This is a genomic window from Geobacillus sp. FSL K6-0789 (assembly GCF_038593135.1).
GTDB lineage: Bacteria > Bacillota > Bacilli > Bacillales > Anoxybacillaceae > Geobacillus > Geobacillus stearothermophilus.
Genome location: NZ_CP151966.1, coordinates 660,056 through 677,950 on the forward strand (window position 1 = coordinate 660,056; position 17,895 = coordinate 677,950).

16 protein-coding genes are annotated in these 17,895 nt (G+C 52.1%); 10 read left to right on the plus strand and 6 right to left on the minus strand.

Annotation, left to right across the window (positions count from 1 at the left end; all coding sequences use genetic code 11):
* Positions 1–223: 223 nt before the first annotated feature.
* Positions 224–1,504 carry an IS110 family transposase gene (locus tag NSQ51_RS03490; protein WP_342462728.1) on the minus strand — a complete coding sequence of 427 codons (1,281 nt, stop codon included), beginning with the start codon at positions 1,502–1,504 and terminating at the stop codon, positions 224–226.
* Positions 1,505–1,839: 335 nt separating this feature from the next.
* Between NSQ51_RS03490 and asnB the strand changes: the two genes are divergently transcribed.
* Positions 1,840–3,687, plus strand: a complete 1,848-nt coding sequence (gene asnB / locus NSQ51_RS03495; protein ID WP_033013812.1) for an asparagine synthase (glutamine-hydrolyzing) — start codon at positions 1,840–1,842, stop codon at positions 3,685–3,687.
* Between the two features lie 40 nt (positions 3,688–3,727).
* On the opposite strand, the gene NSQ51_RS03500 is transcribed toward asnB, so the two are convergent.
* Entirely contained in the window at positions 3,728–5,080 is a 1,353-nt protein-coding gene (locus tag NSQ51_RS03500; RefSeq protein WP_049624233.1) for an MATE family efflux transporter, read from the minus strand.
* A gap of 126 nt (positions 5,081–5,206) precedes the next feature.
* Here NSQ51_RS03500 and NSQ51_RS03505 point away from each other — a divergent pair, with 126 nt between their 5' ends.
* Entirely contained in the window at positions 5,207–6,067 is an 861-nt protein-coding gene (locus NSQ51_RS03505) for an AraC family transcriptional regulator (RefSeq protein ID WP_049624234.1), read from the plus strand.
* 115 nt (positions 6,068–6,182) lie between these two features.
* Here NSQ51_RS03505 and NSQ51_RS03510 read toward each other — a convergent pair whose 3' ends face one another.
* Complete coding sequence (locus NSQ51_RS03510; RefSeq protein WP_033013809.1) at positions 6,183–7,949, minus strand: alpha-glycosidase; 1,767 nt, start codon at positions 7,947–7,949, stop codon at positions 6,183–6,185.
* A gap of 259 nt (positions 7,950–8,208) precedes the next feature.
* Between NSQ51_RS03510 and NSQ51_RS03515 the strand changes: the two genes are divergently transcribed.
* The 8 genes from NSQ51_RS03515 (at position 8,209) to NSQ51_RS03550 (ending at position 15,931) form a co-directional block, all read left to right on the plus strand.
* Positions 8,209–9,480 carry an extracellular solute-binding protein gene (locus NSQ51_RS03515; protein WP_049624235.1) on the plus strand — a complete coding sequence of 424 codons (1,272 nt, stop codon included), beginning with the start codon at positions 8,209–8,211 and terminating at the stop codon, positions 9,478–9,480.
* Between the two features lie 69 nt (positions 9,481–9,549).
* Complete coding sequence (locus tag NSQ51_RS03520) at positions 9,550–10,830, plus strand: sugar ABC transporter permease (RefSeq protein ID WP_049624236.1); 1,281 nt, start codon at positions 9,550–9,552, stop codon at positions 10,828–10,830.
* Entirely contained in the window at positions 10,830–11,672 is an 843-nt protein-coding gene (locus NSQ51_RS03525) for a sugar ABC transporter permease (RefSeq protein ID WP_049624237.1), read from the plus strand. The genes NSQ51_RS03520 and NSQ51_RS03525 overlap by 1 nt, the downstream gene beginning before the upstream one ends.
* A gap of 72 nt (positions 11,673–11,744) precedes the next feature.
* The gene (locus NSQ51_RS03530; RefSeq protein WP_121650066.1) at positions 11,745–13,280 is read left to right on the plus strand and encodes an alpha-amylase family glycosyl hydrolase; all 1,536 of its coding nucleotides are present in this window, start codon (positions 11,745–11,747) and stop codon (positions 13,278–13,280) included.
* 18 nt (positions 13,281–13,298) lie between these two features.
* A complete protein-coding gene (locus NSQ51_RS03535) occupies positions 13,299–14,318 on the plus strand; it encodes a LacI family DNA-binding transcriptional regulator (RefSeq protein ID WP_049626079.1) in 1,020 nt (339 codons plus the stop codon).
* Positions 14,319–14,368: 50 nt separating this feature from the next.
* On the plus strand, positions 14,369–15,256 hold the full coding sequence (locus NSQ51_RS03540; protein WP_328074354.1) for an efflux RND transporter periplasmic adaptor subunit: 888 nt from the start codon (positions 14,369–14,371) through the stop codon (positions 15,254–15,256).
* Positions 15,253–15,459, plus strand: coding sequence for an ATP-binding protein (locus tag NSQ51_RS03545; RefSeq protein WP_033013803.1), 207 nt, complete (start codon positions 15,253–15,255; stop codon positions 15,457–15,459). Before NSQ51_RS03540 ends, NSQ51_RS03545 begins: the two co-directional genes overlap by 4 nt.
* 298 nt (positions 15,460–15,757) lie before the next feature.
* A complete protein-coding gene (locus NSQ51_RS03550) occupies positions 15,758–15,931 on the plus strand; it encodes an aromatic acid/H+ symport family MFS transporter (RefSeq protein WP_147432141.1) in 174 nt (57 codons plus the stop codon).
* 289 nt (positions 15,932–16,220) lie between these two features.
* Here NSQ51_RS03550 and NSQ51_RS03555 read toward each other — a convergent pair whose 3' ends face one another.
* The 3 genes from NSQ51_RS03555 to NSQ51_RS03565 all read right to left on the minus strand — a co-directional run bounded on the left by NSQ51_RS03555 (position 16,221) and on the right by NSQ51_RS03565 (position 17,864).
* Positions 16,221–17,084, minus strand: coding sequence for an SDR family oxidoreductase (locus tag NSQ51_RS03555; protein ID WP_049626080.1), 864 nt, complete (start codon positions 17,082–17,084; stop codon positions 16,221–16,223).
* Between the two features lie 102 nt (positions 17,085–17,186).
* Positions 17,187–17,579: a type II toxin-antitoxin system death-on-curing family toxin gene (locus NSQ51_RS03560; protein WP_033013801.1), complete on the minus strand. Its 393-nt coding sequence runs from the start codon at positions 17,577–17,579 to the stop codon at positions 17,187–17,189.
* Positions 17,580–17,591: 12 nt separating this feature from the next.
* On the minus strand, positions 17,592–17,864 hold the full coding sequence (locus tag NSQ51_RS03565) for an AbrB/MazE/SpoVT family DNA-binding domain-containing protein (protein ID WP_033013800.1): 273 nt from the start codon (positions 17,862–17,864) through the stop codon (positions 17,592–17,594).
* Positions 17,865–17,895 lie beyond the last annotated feature (31 nt).

Sequence of the window (17,895 nt, forward strand, 5' to 3'; positions counted from 1 at the left end):
GGAAGCATATTCGATGCACCCTTTGGATCTCCGCGTCGCTGATGAGGACGAACCCTCCCATGTCTCCGGGCGTCTTCGCGCCAACATTCCCTCGTTCGGTCTCGTCATCAGGCGGAGGCCGGCCAAGCTCCTTTAGGGACTCAAGGTCGAATGGATGAAATCACGCCAGCTTCTCCGGTGTCATCTCGTTGTCCAACGATTCTTCCGTTCGCAGGGGGAGGCCTTAGGCCGTCCGTTGCACTTGGGACAAGACGTCCTGCTTCATTCGCTCCGCGTCAAACGCTTGTTTCTTCGTACAAATCGCAAACAGCACATTCAACAGCTTCCGGCACAAGGCGACGATGGACTGCTTTCCGGTCAGCGGATTGACGGATCGGGTCGTATAATACTCATGCAGCTCGCGAAACGCCTTGTTATGCCGAATCAGCGGAATCATCGCCCGAAACAGCACCGAGCGCAGCCGTTTCCGTCCCCGTTTGGAGATGTGCTTTTGCCCTTTGCGCTGGCCGGAGGAGTTCTCCTTGAGCGTCAGGCCCGCCAACTTCACCAATTGGCGCGGGTCCCGATAATGGGCGAAGCTGCCGATCTCCGCCAGCAGATCGATGATCGTGGCGTCTCCCAACCCGTCGACCGTTTTCAACCATTGGTACTCCATCGTCGTTTGAACCAATGCCTTCAACTCGGCGTCCAGTGCAGCGATCTCCGCCTCCAATTGGCGGTATCGGCGGACGAGCGCGGCGATCTCAAACCGGGCCATCGCTGTCCCTTCCGTCACCCCAATCGAGTCCTTCGCGGTGTTGATCAACGCCTGAATTTTGGCCTTCTGCGGGCATTTCATCCCTTTGCTTTGCCGGTACACCTCGATGAGCTCCTCGGCGGTCCGACCGGCCATATCAGCCGGAAGCGGCGTCCACTCCAACACCGAAAGCGCCGTTTTCCCCAAGTCACGAAACACGGTCCAAAACTCTGGAAAATACCGATCCGTCCAGCGGACGATCGCGTTTTTCACCGCCGTCTGTTCCTTGCGGAGCTTCTCTTTGAGCGTGCTTCCCACGCGCAAATCGGCTTCGATCTCGTGCAGCAGCCGGGGAACGAGGAATCGTCCGTCTTTTGCCAGTCTGGCAATGACCAGGGCGTCTTTGGCGTCGTGTTTCGTCGGCAGGTTGTCATCGAGTTCTTTCGACCGGCACACATGCGCCGGGTTGACCATGACCAACGGGATCCCGTGCTCCTCGAGGAAGTAGGCCAGGTTCAACCAGTAGTGCCCGGTCGGCTCCACCGCGACGATCACCTCTGACTTCCCAAACGCTTGCATCGCCTCCTGAATCGCTTTATACAGCTGCTGAAACCCCTCTTTCGACTGGAAGATCGGGAACGACTTGCGAAGCACGCGCCCCCGGTCATCCACGAAGCAGGCGTAGTGGGTTCGTTTCGCGATATCGATGCCCACGACAAGCGTTTGTTCCGTAACTTGATCAATTTTATAGTTTTGTGTACAATTCATCTGAAGTCCTCCTTGGTATGGTGAGTGATGTGGTTGACACCCCTGCATCATACCAAGAGGGCTTTTTTTGATCAAGTCCCCGGAAAAGCTCCTAACGGGAATGCTCCTTGTACTTCTCTTTTTTTCCACCTTTTCGTCCGTTTATTCACGTTATTGTTGACATCGGACAATTCATCGAAATGACCAGTGGTGCATAAAATGGAATCATGCCGACGTGGAGAACCATCATGAATCAAAGGAGCGATCGCTGGAAACGATCGTGAAAAAAGAACGGACGAAATGATGGAAACGGGTGAGAACTTGCCATCTTTGATAAAAAGAAAGGATTGGTTTGTATGTGTGGCATTACTGGCTGTGTCCATTTCGGGCGCAATTTGCGCCGCGAGCGGACGGTCATTGACAGCATGACAGAGACGCTCGCCAAACGTGGACCGGATGATACAAATACGTGGCTGGACACTCATGTCGCCTTCGGTCATAAACGGCTTGTCGTCGTGGATCCGGCTGGCGGCAAACAACCGATGGTCCGGCAAAAAAACGGACATCGTTATACGATCGTCTATAACGGCGAGCTGTATAATACGGAAGACATCCGGAAGGAGCTGTTGCATAAAGGTTACCGGTTTGACGGCCACTCCGATACGGAAGTGCTGCTCGCCGCTTATATCGAATGGAAAGAACAATGTGTTGACTGGCTCAACGGCATTTTTGCCTTCGCCGTTTGGGATGGGGAGCGCGAGCTGTTATTTATGGCGCGCGACCGTCTCGGAGTAAAACCTTTGTTTTATCGAGAAGATGGCGGGGGGCTGCTGTTCGGCTCGGAAGTGAAAGCCATTTTGGCCCATCCCGATGTAAAGGCAGAAGTCAATTATGAAGGACTCGCCGAAGTGTTCGGCCTCGGACCGTCGCGCACACCGGGGCACGGGGTGTTTGACGGCATTCGAGAGCTGCGCCCGGCACATGCGCTCACGTTCTCTCGCAACGGGCTTCGCATTTGGCGGTATTGGAATGTCGAAAGCGACGTCCATCGCGATTCATTCGAGGAAACGGTCGAAAAGCTGCGCTTTCTATTGACGGATGCGGTCACGCGCCAACTCATTTCCGATGTGCCGGTCTGCACCTTCCTTTCTGGCGGGGTCGATTCGAGCGCCATTACGGCGATTGCCGCCAATGCCTTTGCGACAGCTGGAAAAGGGCCGCTGCACACCTACTCGATCGATTATGAAGGAAACGACCAGTATTTCAAAGCCAACGATTTTCAACCAAACACGGATGCGCCATTTATCGAACAGGTGTCAAACAAATTTCAAACGGTTCATCATCGCTGTGTGATCACGCAAGAAGAACTGTTCCGCCATTTGCATGAAGCCGTCATCGTCCGCGACGTTCCAGGCATGGCCGATGTCGATTCTTCGCTTCTTTGGTTTTGCAAACAAATTCGCAACCGGTTTGTCGTCAGCTTATCAGGGGAGTGCGCCGATGAAATTTTCGGCGGCTATCCATGGTTTCATCGGCCGGACGATTTGTCTCGGAAAGGATTTCCGTGGATGCGTTCGGTCGACGCGCGCATGGGTCTATTAAAAGATGAGTGGCGACAAAAGCTTCGCCTTGACGACTATGTGCAAATGCGTTATGAACAAACGCTTGCTGAAGTGCCGCGTCTCGAGGGGGAAAGCGCCGAGGAGGCGAAGCGGCGTGAGCTGTTTTACTTAAATATGATTTGGTTTATGACGACACTGCTTGACCGGAAAGACCGGATGAGCATGGGAGCAAGCTTGGAAGTGCGCGTGCCGTTCGCTGACCATCGCATTGTCGAATACGTTTGGAACATTCCGTGGGATATGAAAATGTATGGAGGACGAGAAAAAGGCCTTTTGCGAAAAGCGCTCGAGGGATTGCTTCCCGAAGAGGTGCTCTACCGGAAAAAAAGCCCCTATCCGAAAACGCACCATCCTCTATATACGAAACTTGTCAAGCAATGGCTTGAGCAGTTGCTCCATGACCGCTCTTCGGTTTTGCACGAGTTTTTCGACCGGGAAAAATTGTTGGCGCTCATTGAAACAGAAGGGAAGTCGTTCCAAGTGCCGTGGTTTGGGCAGCTCATGACCGGTCCGCAGCTGCTCGCTTACCTTGGCCAAGTGCACGTTTGGTTTGATCATTACGGCATTCGCATTAAAGAATAAGAGCTGCGCCTACGCGCAGCTCTTATTCGATTTGGCGGCGCTACGCCATTTTTGCTTGTGGTACCATCGTTTTTTTCATCCAGACGCGCGACCGCCAGCGCCAAAGCATCAACAGTCCGCGAAGCCATTCGTCGGCGATGAACGACAGCCAAATGCCGACGAGGCCAAATCCGAGGGCGATGCCAAATACGTAAGCAATGGTCACGCCGACGCCCCACATCGACAAAATGCCCATATAGACAGGGAATTGCACATCGCCAGCGGCACGAAGCGAGCTGATAATCACTAAATTAAATGAGCGCCCCGGTTCAAGGATAATCGTTAACAGCAACAGTTTGCGGCCAAGAACAATCATTGAGCGGTCATCGGTAAAGAGCGACAGCAACGGTTCGGCAAACCAATAGGCGGCTGCGGCCAGCAACACTGAGATGGCGATGGCGCTGTACAAACTTTTCAAGCAGCGGGCGTAGGCTTCCTCGTATCGCCCGGCCCCGACGAAGTGGCCGACGAGAATTTGCGTTCCTTGGCTGACGGCGATGCCGAATAAAAACACAAACATCATAATGTTTTGCGTGTATACACGGACGGTCAATGCCTCAGCGCCAAGCCATGTAATGAAATACGTAATGACCATTTGCGCCGTATTGTACGAAAGATGTTCCCCGGCTGCCGGAACACCGATTTTCAGCAGTGAGCGCAAATAGTGAAACGGAAGGCGGCGAAACGCCCTTGGTGCGAGCGAAATGTTTGTTCGTTTGCGCAACAAAGCAAGAAGTGCGAGAAAGGCCATGCCACGGCTGGCGGCGGTCGATATAGCAGCCCCTTGGATGCCGAGGGCGGGCAGGCCAAACAAGCCAAAAATGAGGACCGCGTTGCTGATGACGTGCAAAACGTTCATGCCAACCGCCACATACATCGTGTCACGGGTGAAGCCATAGCTTTTCAAAATGGCGCCGACCGTCATCATCAGCGCTTGGATGAACAAAAATCCACCGACAATCGCCAAATAATGGGTTCCTTCATCGAGCAGCTCGGCGGGCAAATCCATCATTCGCAAAATCGGCTCGCTGAATGCGGCGAGAATGGCGCTTAACAACAATCCGAACAACAAATTGGCCACGAGGGATACAAGCGATACGTCAACGGCTTCTTGCTCTCGGCGGGCGCCTAAGTATTGGGCGACAAGCACGGCGGTCGCCAAGGCAACGAAGTTGAACAGCACGATCGTTAACGCGATGATTTGGTTCGCCACCCCGACGGCAGCAACCGCGTGATCTGAATACTGGCTGAGCATCAGTGTATCGGCGTTGCCCATCACCATATAGAGCAGCGTTTCAATAAAAATTGGCCACGTCAAGGAAAACAGTGACCGCGTTTTGGCCTCATGGCGCATGTTGAGACAACTCCTTTTTCTTATTCCGACTTGAACGATATATTCAGTTTAGCTAGTTTGTTGCATAATGGAAAGAGAAAGAAGCGATTTTGCTTGCACATTTCCGACAAAAGAGGGGAGAGGCCGATGGATACGGTCACATTTTCCATGCCGCCGCTGCCGGTGTTCATCAAAGGGGCGGAAAGTGTATTTCTGGAAGGAAAGAAGCATTTCCGCCGCACATTTTCCGTCTTTGATTTGCTTTACGTGAAACGAGGCTGTTTGTATATGACAGAAAACGGGCGCGAGTTTGCGGTTGGCAGTGGACACTATTTGTTGTTGATTCCGGGAAGGGAACATTACGGACACCGCCCATGCGAAGAACGGACGGAGCTGGTTTGGCTTCATTTTTTGCTGCCAGACTTTGCGGTTGTTTCCGATTGGGGTGTCAGCCGGCAGATCGTGATCGAAAAGGAGGCGACATACACCGAGCCGATCCAATACCGGCTCTCCATCCGTCAATATGGCGAAGTCAAGCAGCGCGAGCGGGTGGAACAGCTGCTAAGTCAAATCGTGGAACAAAACATTCGGCGGGATATCGATCAGCCACTCCGGCAGCTGCTGTTGTTCATCGAATTCCTTTGGCACTTGCAAAAACAAGAGCTTTCCGTGCCGAGTGCGTCTGAACAGATCAGCGCCGCGGTGGTTGCGTATATCGAGAAACATTTCAGCGAGACGATTACACTGGACATGCTCGCACAGGAGCTCCGATTCCACCCGGACTACATCACACGCTGCATGCAAAAAACGATGGGCATGGGATTTAGCCGCTACTTGGCGCATTATCGGTTGTCAAAGGCAAAGCAATGGTTGGCGGAGACGAACGAGACGATTGAGGCGATCGCCAAGCGGGTTGGCATTGACGATGGCGCCTACTTTTCGCGCCTGTTTAAAAAGGTGGAAGGAATCACGCCGACCGAATATCGGCGCATGGCGCGGCGTAATTGACCTTCTTCTATGCCGGTGGTATAGATGGGGACGGTCAGCAAAAGATCAAATCGGTGCAGCTTGTCCTCTGCACCGGCAACCGATATGTTTGTCCGTAACCGCCCGCTCAGTCGCCTTACCAGCTTTCGACCGCGTAAAGCACAAACCCGTACGGCGGCAAGGAGACGCAAAGTGTTTCCGCCTCTGCAGCGAATCGCTCCCCTGTCAGAAGGTTGACCAGCCATTTTCCACGCGCATCGATCGGCATGGGAATTTCTGCTGCTTCGTTGCTCCGGTTGATGATGATCATGACCGTTTCATTGCCATCCGTTTTTTTATAAACAAGATGGTTCGCTTCATCATCGGCGGCGAGAAAAGCGACATCGCCGCGTCGAAGCGCCCGATATTGCTTGCGAAGAGCGATCAGTTGCTTGACATGTTCATACAGTTCTTTGTTTTGCTTCTCTGGATCCCACACCATACATTTCCGGCACTCCGGATCGTTTCCGCCCGTCATGCCGATCTCATCGCCATAGTAAATGCACGGCGAACCGGTGAACGTCAGCTGGAACAAAAACAACAACTTCGCTTTGCGGACGTCGCCGCCGCAAACCGTAAGCAGCCTTGGTGTATCATGGCTGCCAAGCAAGTTGAATGCCGCTTCGTTCACCTGTTTCGGATACGAATGAAGCAACCGGACCATGATATCGGCAAACTGGCGGGCGCTGATTTCCTCTTTCGCGAAAAAGCGAAGCGCTCCGTCCGTGAACGGGTAGTTCATGACGGCGTCAAATTGGTCGCCGCGCAGCCACGGCATGGCGTCATGCCAAATCTCGCCGAGAATGTACACATCGGGCTTTAGCGCCTTCACTGCCTGCCGGAATTCGCGCCAAAATTGATGATCGATTTCGTTTGCCACATCGAGCCGCCAGCCGTCAATATCAAACTCGCGAATCCAGTATGTCGCGACATCAAGCAAGTAGCGCTTCACTTCCGGATGAGCGGTGTTGAGTTTCGGCATGTGCGGCACGAACGCAAATGTGTCGTAGTTCGGGCGCGGCTCGGTTTGGAGCGGAAACTCGCGAATATGGAACCAATCTTTATACCGAGAGGCTGCGCCGTTTTTCAACACATCTTGAAACGGGGCAAACTCATAGCCGCAATGGTTGAAGACTGCATCGAGCATGACGCGGATCCCTTTTTCATGGCAGCGCTTGACAAGTGTTTTCAACGTCTCTTTGTCCCCAAAGTGCGGGTCGATTTCAAAATAATCAGCGGTGTCGTATTTATGGTTCGACGGCGCGCGGAAAATCGGCGTCAAGTAAAGGCCGGTGATGCCAAGGTCAGCCAAGTAATCGAGATGGTCGATAATTCCTTGCAAATCCCCCCCAAAAAAACTTGTCGGCGTTGGGTCTTCGCTTCCCCACGGCCGCGCTCCTTCCGGACTGATGGCCGGGTTGCCGTTGGCGAACCGCTCAGGGAAAATTTGATACCATACGGTGTCTTTTACCCAGCCCGGCGCTTGGAACAGGTCGACACGATGAAGAAAGGGGAAGCAAAAGTAGTAAGCGATGTCGTCGCTCGGAGCTTCATGGTAAAATCCTTTTTCCGTATAGACCAGTTGTTCGCCCCCAGCTCGAAGCACAAACCCATAGCGCAGCCGCCGATATGGCGGTCTGACCTCGGCGAACCAATAGTCAAATCGTTCGTCGCTTCCCGTTTTCTGCATCGGCATCGTTTGAAACTGCCAGGCGCCGTCTTGCCACTCGTACGGGTCGCCGTGCAACAGCTCCACCCGATCAACATCATCTTTTTTTGTCTGAAGCCGAAGATGAAGCGTTTCGCCATCATAGGCATAGGCGAAGTTGTCAGTCGGGCGGTGGTGAATGGCTTCTTTTTGCATCATCGTTCCCCCTCTTGAATCCAATTTGGGTGAAAGCAATCGTTTGCATGATAGACTTCCGTTAAACAAAGCGTACACCAATGTAAAAAAAAGTCAAAATTTCATAAAAAATAAGCTTGTAAAATGAAAAATAGACGATATAATAGAAGTTGAAAGGTGCAATCGTTTTCATTGGAGTGATTGCGATTTTAATGCTAATGCGCAAACGGTTTCGCTACGGTTGCACTGAAAAAGAGTGGATCAAAAGAGGAGGGAGAGCATGAAGAAAACATTGTCTTTGTTTCTCATGGCTGTGCTGCTCGTGGGCGTGCTCGCTGCCTGCGGACCGAAACGGGATGTTCAACAGCCGAAAGAAAGTCAAGGAACGACCGAAAAGGCGGAAAAACCAGACAAACTAGTCGTTTGGGTGAACGACGACGAAAAGCAGAAACAAGCATTAAAAGATATTTTCCAAAAGTACACAGAAAAAACCGGAATCAAAATCGAGATGGTTGCGGTCAGCATGCTCGATCAAACGAAAAAACTAGCGCTCGACGGACCGGCTGGCAAAGGGCCGGATGTGTTCTACCAGCCGCATGACCGCATCGGCGACATTGTGCTGCAAGGATTGGCCGATCCAGTCGACCTTGGCGATGCGAAAGGCGAGTACAGTCCGACAGCCATCAAGGCGGTCACCTATGACGGAAAGACGTATGGCGTGCCGATGGTCGTTGAAACATACGGCGTGTTCTACAATAAAAATTTAGTGCCGGAAGCGCCGAAAACGCTGGATGACTTGATGAAGATCGCCAAGGAAAAAACGAATGCGGCCAAAGACCAATACGGCTTTTTAATGGAAGCGACGAATTTCTATTTCGTTTATCCGTTCTTCGCCGGATACGGCGGCTATGTGTTTAAAAATGAAAACGGCAAATACGACATAAGCGACATTGGGCTCGCGAATGATGGAGCCGTCAAAGGAGCCGAGCTCGTCCAATCGTGGTTTAAAAACGGCTACATTCCGAAAGAAATCACCGGCGATATTATGAACGGGCTGTTTACGAAAGGAAATGTGGCGGTTGCCATCACCGGACCATGGAACATCGCGTCGTATAAAGAAGCGTTGGGCGACAAATTAGCGACCGCACCGTTGCCGGTCTTAGACAACGGCGAGCATCCGAAATCGTTTGTCGGCGTGAAAACATGGATGTTATCAGCCTATTCGAAAAACAAAGAATGGGCGGTCGACTTCATGAAGTTTGTCACGAACGAAGAAAATTCGCTTCATTACTATGAAATGGCGGGCGAAATGCCGGCGAACGAAAAAGCGTTGACGAATGAGAAAATTACGAACGACCCGCTGATCGCCGGTTTTGCGGAGCAAATCCAATACGGCGAGCCGATGCCGAACGTGCCGGAAATGTCGCAAGTGTGGGAGCCGATGAGCAATGCGTTGCAATTTATCGCGAAAGGCGAAAACCCGAAAGCGGTGCTCGGTGAGGCAGTGAAAACGATTCAAGATAAAATCGCTGCCAGCGGCGCTGGAAAATAACGAGTGATGTCGCGGTGGATAGGATCAGCCCTATCCACTATTCTTATCCATATGATAGGGGGGATTGGAATGCCGGAAGCAAACGTCCGCCATCGGCCGGCGGTGGCGATGGCGCTGTCTTTGTTGTTTGCCGGCCTTGGGCAGTTGTACAACCGCCGGTATGTCAAAGGCATCTTGTTCATCATCATTGAAGCTTCGTTTTTGCTGACGTTTTATAACTTTTTGAACATCGGGCTGTGGGGACTCGTCACGCTTGGCGAAATTCCGATGGTTGATCATTCGATTTTTCTCTTGATTCAAGGATTGGTTTCGGTCATCATCATCGTGTTTGCGGCCGCCCTGCATATTGCGAACATCATTGATGCGCGCAACGACGCCCGCCGCCGGCAAAGGGGCGAACCGTTTCCGTCGCTGTGGGAATCGTGCCGCAACGCTTGGGATAAAGGATTTCCGTACATCTTTGTTACGCCCGGGCTTGTGATGCTGTTGTTTATCGTCGTGCTGCCGCTGTTGTTTATGGTGTCGCTCGCATTTACCGACTACAACTTGTACCACTCGCCGCCACGGCATTTGCTGAATTGGGTTGGATTGGAAAACTTCAAAAACTTAGTGTCAATTCCGATTTGGAAAAGCACGTTTTTTAGCGTTCTCGCCTGGACGATCGTTTGGACCGTGGTGGCGACAACGGCGCAAATCGCCCTTGGCCTGTTTTTGGCGCTCCTTGTCAACGACCCGCGCATCAAGTTCAAGCGGTTCATCCGCACGGTGTTGATTTTGCCGTGGGCCGTGCCATCGTTTGTCACGATTTTGGTGTTTGCGGCGATGTTCAACGACAAATTCGGAGCCATCAACCGCGAAGTGTTGAGTTTGTTTGGGGTGTCGATCCCGTGGATGACCGATCCGTTTTGGACGAAAGTGGCGCTTATTTTGATTCAAACGTGGCTTGGCTTCCCGTTCGTCTTTGCGTTGTTTACCGGCGTTTTGCAAAGCATTTCCCGCGACTGGTACGAAGCGGCCGACATCGACGGAGCGACGCGCTGGCAAAAGTTCAAATCGATCACGCTGCCGCACGTCTTGTATGCGACGGCGCCGCTGTTGATTATGCAATACGCCGGCAATTTCAACAACTTTAACATCATCTATTTGTTCAACGACGGGGGGCCTGCGGTGCGCGGGAAAAACGCCGGTGGAACGGACATTCTCATTTCATGGGTGTACGATTTGACGTTCACGACGAACAACTACAACATGGCGGCGGCGATCTCGCTCATCATCGGCTTGATCGTCAGCGGGTTTGCCATTTACCAGTTCCGGCGCACCCGTTCCTTTAAAGAGGAGGGGAACATTTGATGAACCGCAAATGGAAATCACGCGTGGAAGTAGCGCTTATTTATTTGTTTATCGCCTTCATGTTTGTCGTCATCGCCTATCCGCTCCTTTGGACGATCAGCATGTCGCTCAATCCAGGAACGAGCCTGTATTCGGCGTCGCTCATCCCGGAGAAGTGGTCGTTTGAGCACTATAAGTGGTTGTTTACCAATCCGAACAGCGATTATTTGCTTTGGTATAAAAACAGCTTGTTTGTTGCGGCGGCCAATGCGGCGTTGTCCGTCTTGTTTACGGCGCTCATCGCCTATGCGTTTTCGCGCTACCAATTCGTCGGGCGGAAAACGGGGCTGTATTTGTTTTTAGTGTTGCAAATGTTTCCGTCGCTCATGGCGATGGTCGCGCTCTATATTTTGCTCAATATGCTCAATTTGCTCGATTCGCTTTGGGGGCTCATTCTCATTTACGTCGGCGGGCAAATTCCGTTTAACGCGTGGCTGGTCAAAGGCTACTTTGACACGATCCCGCGCGAGCTGGATGAGGCGGCGCGCATCGACGGCGCCGGGCATTTCGGCGTCTTTTTCCGCATTATGCTGCCCTTAGCCAAGCCAATTTTGGCCGTTGTCGCGTTGTTCAACTTTATGGCGCCGTTCACCGACTTTTTGCTGCCGTCGATCGTGTTGCGCGACCCGGACAAATTTACGCTGGCGGTCGGGCTGTTTAACTTCATCAGCGACCGGTTTGCGAACAACTTCACCCGCTTTGCCGCCGGCTCGATTTTGATTGCCGCGCCGATCGCCGTCGTCTTTTTGTTCCTGCAGCGGTATTTGATTTCCGGCTTAACGGCCGGTGGCACAAAAGGGTAAGAACCGCTGTCATAGAATAGTGGGCTTACCCGTTTCCGAATGAGCAAATGAATCGGGAAGGGAGGAATGGAAATGGGGAACCGGCTCTTTATGCTGCTCGTCCTTCCGTTCCTTCTTTTTTATGCCTGGCCGGTGCAGGCGGCGGAGAAAGAAGAACGGACGTGGCAAGATGAAGCGATTTATTTCATTATGGTCGACCGGTTTAACAATATGGATCCGACGAATGACAAGGGCGTCAATGTCAACGATCCGAAAGGGTATTTCGGCGGCGACTTGAAAGGGGTGACGGCGAAACTCGATTACATCAAGGAGATGGGATTTACGGCCATTTGGCTGACGCCGATTTTCGAAAACATGCCGGGCGGATACCACGGGTATTGGATCAAAGATTTTTATCGCGTCGATCCGCATTTCGGCACGCTGGATGATTTGAAGACGCTTGTCAAAGAAGCGCACAAGCGCCATATGAAAGTCATCTTGGACTTTGTCGCCAACCATGTCGGCTACGACCATCCATGGCTTCGCGACCCGGCGAAAAAAGATTGGTTCCATCCGAAAAAAGAGATTTTCGACTGGAATGATCAAACACAACTAGAAAACGGATGGGTGTATGGGCTGCCGGATTTAGCGCAGGAAAATCCAGAAGTCAAGAAATATTTAATCGATGTGGCCAAATGGTGGATCAAAGAAACGGACATTGACGGCTATCGCCTCGATACGGTGCGCCATGTGCCAAAATCATTTTGGCAGGAGTTTGCCAAAGAAGTGAAATCGGTGAAACAAGACTTTTTCCTTCTTGGCGAAGTGTGGAGCGACGATCCGCGCTATATTGCCGAGTACGGCCAATACGGCATCGACGGTTTTGTCGATTATCCGCTGTATGGCGCGGTGAAGCAGTCGCTTGCTAGGCGCGATGCATCGCTCCGGCCGTTGTATGACGTCTGGGAATACAACAAAACGTTTTACGACCGCCCGTACTTGCTCGGGACGTTTTTGGACAATCACGATAACGTGCGGTTTACGAAACTTTCGATTGACAACCGCAACAATCCGATTTCACGCATCAAGCTGGCGATGACGTATTTGTTCACCGCCCCCGGCATCCCGATCATGTATTACGGAACGGAAATCGCCATGAACGGCGGCGAAGACCCGGACAACCGCCGCTTGATGGATTTCCGCGCCGATCCGGAGATCATTGATTACTTGAAAAAAATCGGCCCGCTCCGCCAACAGCTGCCGTCTTTGCGGCGCGGCGATTTTACGCTCCTGTATGAAAAAGACGGCATGGCGGTGTGGAAACGGCAATATGAAGATGAAACAACGGTTATCGCCATCAACAACACGGGCAAAACGCAGCACGTTCACCTAACGAACGACCAACTGCCAAAAAACAAGGAACTGCGCGGCTTTTTATTGGACGATCTCGTCCGCGGCGATGGCGACGGATACGATCTTGTGCTCGACCGCGAAACGGCGGAAGTGTACAAACTGCGGGAAAAAACAGGGATCAACGTTTCGTTTATCGCCGCCATCGTATCGGTTTGCGTGTTGTTTCTTTTGTTTTTGTATTTGGTGAAAAAACGGGCGAAGCGGATGCCGGAATAGAGGGAAAGGAGGGACCTTATGACCGTTACGATTAAAGACGTAGCGAAACGAGCGAACGTTGCGCCGTCAACCGTCTCGCGCGTCATCGCCGACAGCCCGCGCATCAGCGAGAAGACGAAACAGCGGGTGCGCGAAGCGATGAAAGAGCTCGGCTATCACCCGAACTTTATTGCTCGCAGCCTCGCGAGCCAAATGACGCAAGTGATCGGCATCGTCATGCCGAGCTCCGCCGACCAAGCGCTGCAAAACCCGTTTTTCCCGGAAGTCATCCGCGGCATCAGCAAAGCCGCCCATGAAAAGCGATATGCTTTGCAAATGTCGACCGGAGAGAAAGAGAACGACATTTACGAGCGAGTCGTGGAGATGCTGCAAGGACGGCGCGTCGACGGCGTTATTTTGCTTTACTCACGGCAAAACGATAAGCTCATGAAGTACTTGTTAAAGCATGGCTTTCCGTTCGTCGTCATCGGCAAACCGCACCAAAAAGCGGAACAAGTGACCCATGTCGACAACGACAACATCCAGGCGGGGAAAGATGCGGCAAACTGGTTGATCGCTCGCGGGCACGAACGCATCGCGTTTGTCGGCGGCAATCCGCAATATTTGGTGACCGTCGACCGCCAAACCGGCTACGCCGCGGCCTTGCAGGAGGCGGGGCTTCCGTACCGGCCGGAATACGTCGTCCATGAAGAATTTTTGCAGGAAGGCGGCCAAGAGGCGATGAAGGAGCTTCTTTCGTTGCCTGAGCCGCCGACCGGGCTTGTCGTCGCCGATGATCTCATGGCGCTCGGCATCTTGAAAACGCTTGATGAAATGGGGCTTGGCGTCCCGGAAGATGTTTCGATCGTCAGCTTCAACAACACGCTGCTCGCCGAAATGTCGCGTCCGCCGCTCACGTCGGTTGACATCGGCATTTTTCAGCTCGGCTACGAAGCGGCGAAAAGTTTAATGGAGAAAATCACCAACCCGAATGAACCGATCAAACGCATCATCATCCCGCACCGGCTCGTGGAACGGGGGTCGTGTGCACAGCGTTAGAAAGAAGCGGTGTTGGCAAAGAGACGTCCGTCGTATTGGCGGGCGTTTTTTTGTTTTCGAGCATGTTGGAAGTGAAAGTGAGTGGATCGGGAACGGTTGAGTCCGTAACGAGCACGGACATTCAAGCTGACGGCAGCAAAGAAGTGGATGAAGTGCTCGTTTCCGAAGGGGAAACCGTGACGAAGGGGGAAGACCTCATTACATTTACTGATGGCAGCGATCCGATTGAAGCGCCAGCAGCTGGAACGATCACCTCGCTCGACGTGGAAGAAGGAGACCGCGTCAATGACGGACAAGTCGTCGCCCATCTCACCAATTACAGCGATTTGCAAGTAAAAGTGCAAGTGGATGAGCTTGATATTCCAAAAGTGAAGGTCGGACAAACCGCTGCGATTAAGATCAACGCTTTTCCTGAGGCGACATATACCGGAAAGGTCACCTCCATCGCCAAAGAAGGGACGGTTTCGAACGGTGTGTCGACTTTCGATGTGACGGTGCACATCGATAAACCGACGAATGTGAAAATCGGCATGACAGCGGAAGTAAGCATTTTAGTCGAAAAGAAAGATAATGAGTTGTATGTTCCGATCGAAGCGGTTCACACGATGAATGACGAAAAGTTCGTGCTTGTCGTCCAACAGTCGGCGGACGGGAGCAGCACGGCTGTGCGCCAAACGGTGAAAACCGGCATTAGCAATGAAGACAACATTGAAATTACCGATGGATTGAGCGAAGGGCAAATCGTGCAGCTGCCGAGCGTTTCCACTTCCTCCAGTACGAATAATCCAGGGCGGCAAGAAAGAATGATGTGCTCACCTTGGCGCGTTCAGACTCGAATCAGTTGGAAATGCAAAAAGAAGCGTTTCGGCTGGATGAATTGGTCCGCTACATTGGCGAATAGTACAGCGAGATCGCTTCGTACCAGCAGAAAACGATGAGCGTCGAAGCGCAAATCCCTATTGAGTGGGTGGGCGACCGTGAACGCATCCATCAATTGATCGTCATTTTGCTTGACAATGCCTTGAAATATACGACGGAAGATGGGAGAAAAGCGACGCTCATATCGCCGGACATAAACAGAGACGAAACGAAGCGAAGCCGGAGTACATCCTCAATGTCGAAGTCGGACATTATGAGGTGAAGGCGGTGAAACAAGCGGCACAGTCAGCGTCGGCTGAAGATTGAAAAAGGGAAATGAAAAAGAGCTCCTCTTTTCGCTCATGGCATTGGCGTTGAGAGGAGCTGAATGCGGTTATGGTTTTATGTTGCTTGGAATGCTGGGTGTTCCGTACGTATGGAATGTTTCCGCATTGCGGTAGCTGGTGTTTGTACAATGGGGACGCAAAGTTTGTTGAATACATTTGTCTCGCAATATTATCCCGCCCCATGTCCGCTCTACGGGCGTTGGATTGGCCAATGGCGTCGGTCGCTTAGGAGGAATGGTTGGCCCGACGCTTGGCGGGGCGCTGCTAGGAATGAAAGCCCCCATTTTCATGTGCTTTGTTGCTTTTGCGCTGCCAGGCGTTATCGCTTCTTTGGCTGTTCTTTGCGTGCGCAAGAAAAAACGAGACATAGCGGTTGCTGGGCAAGAGGCGGAAACGCTCTTCACATGAGATGGTGAATAGAAAACATGCAGTGGCATTCCCCGAACTATTGACTGCTTAAAACAGAGGGGGAAGCCGCGGAGGCATTTTTAGGTTCAACGATCTACCTTTAGTGAACCTTTAACGTGAAAAAAATCCACCCCATTCCGGGGCGGACTGAGAGAAGAGGGGCACCTTGCAAAGAAGTGGAGGAACATCGTAGCTTTATCGTATCGGTTTTTTTACAATGATTCTATATTTTTGTAAGAAAAGATAACGAAGTTTTGTCAAAAAGGATTGACCGCAGCGGCTGAGATGGTCAGCCGCTGACGAATTTTCCGCCATCGACGTGCAGCATTTGCCCGGTCATGTACGACGACTCATCGCTCGCCAAAAAGACGTAGCACGGGGCGACTTCGCTCGGCTGGCCGGGCCGTTTCATCGGCGTGTTGGCGCCGAATGTGGCGACTTGCTCGCTTTTGAACGTCGACGGGATGAGCGGCGTCCAAATCGGGCCTGGGGCGACGCCATTGACGCGGATGCCTTGCCCAACGAGCGCTTTGGCGAGCGACCGGGTGAAGGCGACGATCGCGCCTTTTGTCGCCGAGTAGTCGATGAGCTGCTCATTTCCTTCGTAGGCGGTGACCGAAGCGGTGTTGATAATGGCGCTTCCGTTCTTTAAGTGCGGGAGCGCCGCTTTCGTTAGGAAAAAGCAGCCGAATACGTTCGTGCGAAACGTTTTTTCCAGCTGCGCGGCGGTGATGTTGAGAAAGTTCGGCTGCGGGTGCTGTTCAGCGGCGTTATTGACGACGATATCGAGCTTGCCGAACGCTTCGATTGTTTGTTTCACCGCTTCTTTGCAAAACTCTTCATCCCCGATGTCTCCCGCCATCGCCAGGCACCGTCTTCCTTCCTGTTCGACAAGCCGTTTCGTTTCCTCGGCGTCTTCATGTTCGTTGAGATAGATGATCGCCACATCGGCGCCTTCTTTGGCGAAATGAACCGCCACCGCTCGACCGATGCCGCTGTCGCCGCCGCTGATGATGGCGGTTTTGTTTTTGAGCTTGCCGCTTCCTTTATAGGTGTCTTTGATGGTGACCGGCTGCGGGTTCATCTCCGTTTGCAGGCCGGGCTGACGCGTCTGGTGCTGCGGGGGCAGCGTCGTTTGTTGCTTTGTGACCATGTTTGTTCCTCCTTAGCATGTATTGTCATCGTTAGTATGGGACGGAGGAGGGGAATTATGTGTGAAGAGGGGATGGACCACGAACAATGAATAAGCCGTTGGTCATCTTTTTTTCGCCCACGTTTCAATCCACATTGCGATTTCCTCAATCGATGGTTTATCGGTCACGACTTTCACGGTATATTCTTCTGCTTCTTTTTCCGGAGCGGCGAGGAGATAACCGTTTAGCCAAAGAAACTGTTTCATGGCGGCAAAGCCTGTTCGTTTATTGGCATTGTGAAACGGATGGTTTTGGCAGAGGCTGGCGTATAACGCTGCCGCCTTCAGCCAAAGGGTTGGATAAGCGTCCTGTCCGAAAGCGCTTTGTTTCGGGCGGTTGACCGCGCTGTTCAACAGCTCTGGAAATTTTACGCCTTTTTGTTCCTCTGGAGTGTATTTTTCGATCAACAAGGCATTGAGGAAGATGATCTCTTTTTCGGTCAAAAAACGAGTCATATCTGTTTTCGCCTACTTTTTTGCCAAATTTCGGAGGGTGTTGTCGTAATTCGCAAATAAGTCTTTGAGACCATCGACAAAATCTTGGCCGAAGTCGTCTAGGATGCTGTAGTCGATGGGTGAGTATTTGCTGATGACCACTTTTCCATCTGCTTCGAGGCGAAATTGAATTTCATCTCCTTGTTTTGCCTTCAAATGGTCCAACACTTCCTGGGGAAGAGTGATTCCTAGACTGTTCCCTACTTTCGTTATTTTTCGTTCCATTGGTTTCACCACCGTACTCATATCGATTCTCCTTCCATACTATTTTATTCAT

Bases quoted from the DNA above. Each gene is read 5' to 3' on its own strand.
- NSQ51_RS03490 (WP_342462728.1), bottom strand. From the start codon at position 1,504: ATGAATTGTACACAAAACTATAAAATTGATCAAGTTACGGAACAAACG.
- asnB (WP_033013812.1), top strand. From the start codon at position 1,840: ATGTGTGGCATTACTGGCTGTGTCCATTTCGGGCGCAATTTGCGCCGC.
- NSQ51_RS03500 (WP_049624233.1), bottom strand. From the start codon at position 5,080: ATGCGCCATGAGGCCAAAACGCGGTCACTGTTTTCCTTGACGTGGCCA.
- NSQ51_RS03505 (WP_049624234.1), top strand. From the start codon at position 5,207: ATGGATACGGTCACATTTTCCATGCCGCCGCTGCCGGTGTTCATCAAA.
- NSQ51_RS03510 (WP_033013809.1), bottom strand. From the start codon at position 7,949: ATGCAAAAAGAAGCCATTCACCACCGCCCGACTGACAACTTCGCCTAT.
- NSQ51_RS03515 (WP_049624235.1), top strand. From the start codon at position 8,209: ATGAAGAAAACATTGTCTTTGTTTCTCATGGCTGTGCTGCTCGTGGGC.
- NSQ51_RS03520 (WP_049624236.1), top strand. From the start codon at position 9,550: ATGCCGGAAGCAAACGTCCGCCATCGGCCGGCGGTGGCGATGGCGCTG.
- NSQ51_RS03525 (WP_049624237.1), top strand. From the start codon at position 10,830: ATGAACCGCAAATGGAAATCACGCGTGGAAGTAGCGCTTATTTATTTG.
- NSQ51_RS03530 (WP_121650066.1), top strand. From the start codon at position 11,745: ATGGGGAACCGGCTCTTTATGCTGCTCGTCCTTCCGTTCCTTCTTTTT.
- NSQ51_RS03535 (WP_049626079.1), top strand. From the start codon at position 13,299: ATGACCGTTACGATTAAAGACGTAGCGAAACGAGCGAACGTTGCGCCG.
- NSQ51_RS03545 (WP_033013803.1), top strand. From the start codon at position 15,253: ATGAGCGTCGAAGCGCAAATCCCTATTGAGTGGGTGGGCGACCGTGAA.
- NSQ51_RS03550 (WP_147432141.1), top strand. From the start codon at position 15,758: ATGGTTGGCCCGACGCTTGGCGGGGCGCTGCTAGGAATGAAAGCCCCC.
- NSQ51_RS03555 (WP_049626080.1), bottom strand. From the start codon at position 17,084: ATGGTCACAAAGCAACAAACGACGCTGCCCCCGCAGCACCAGACGCGT.
- NSQ51_RS03560 (WP_033013801.1), bottom strand. From the start codon at position 17,579: ATGACTCGTTTTTTGACCGAAAAAGAGATCATCTTCCTCAATGCCTTG.
- NSQ51_RS03565 (WP_033013800.1), bottom strand. From the start codon at position 17,864: ATGAGTACGGTGGTGAAACCAATGGAACGAAAAATAACGAAAGTAGGG.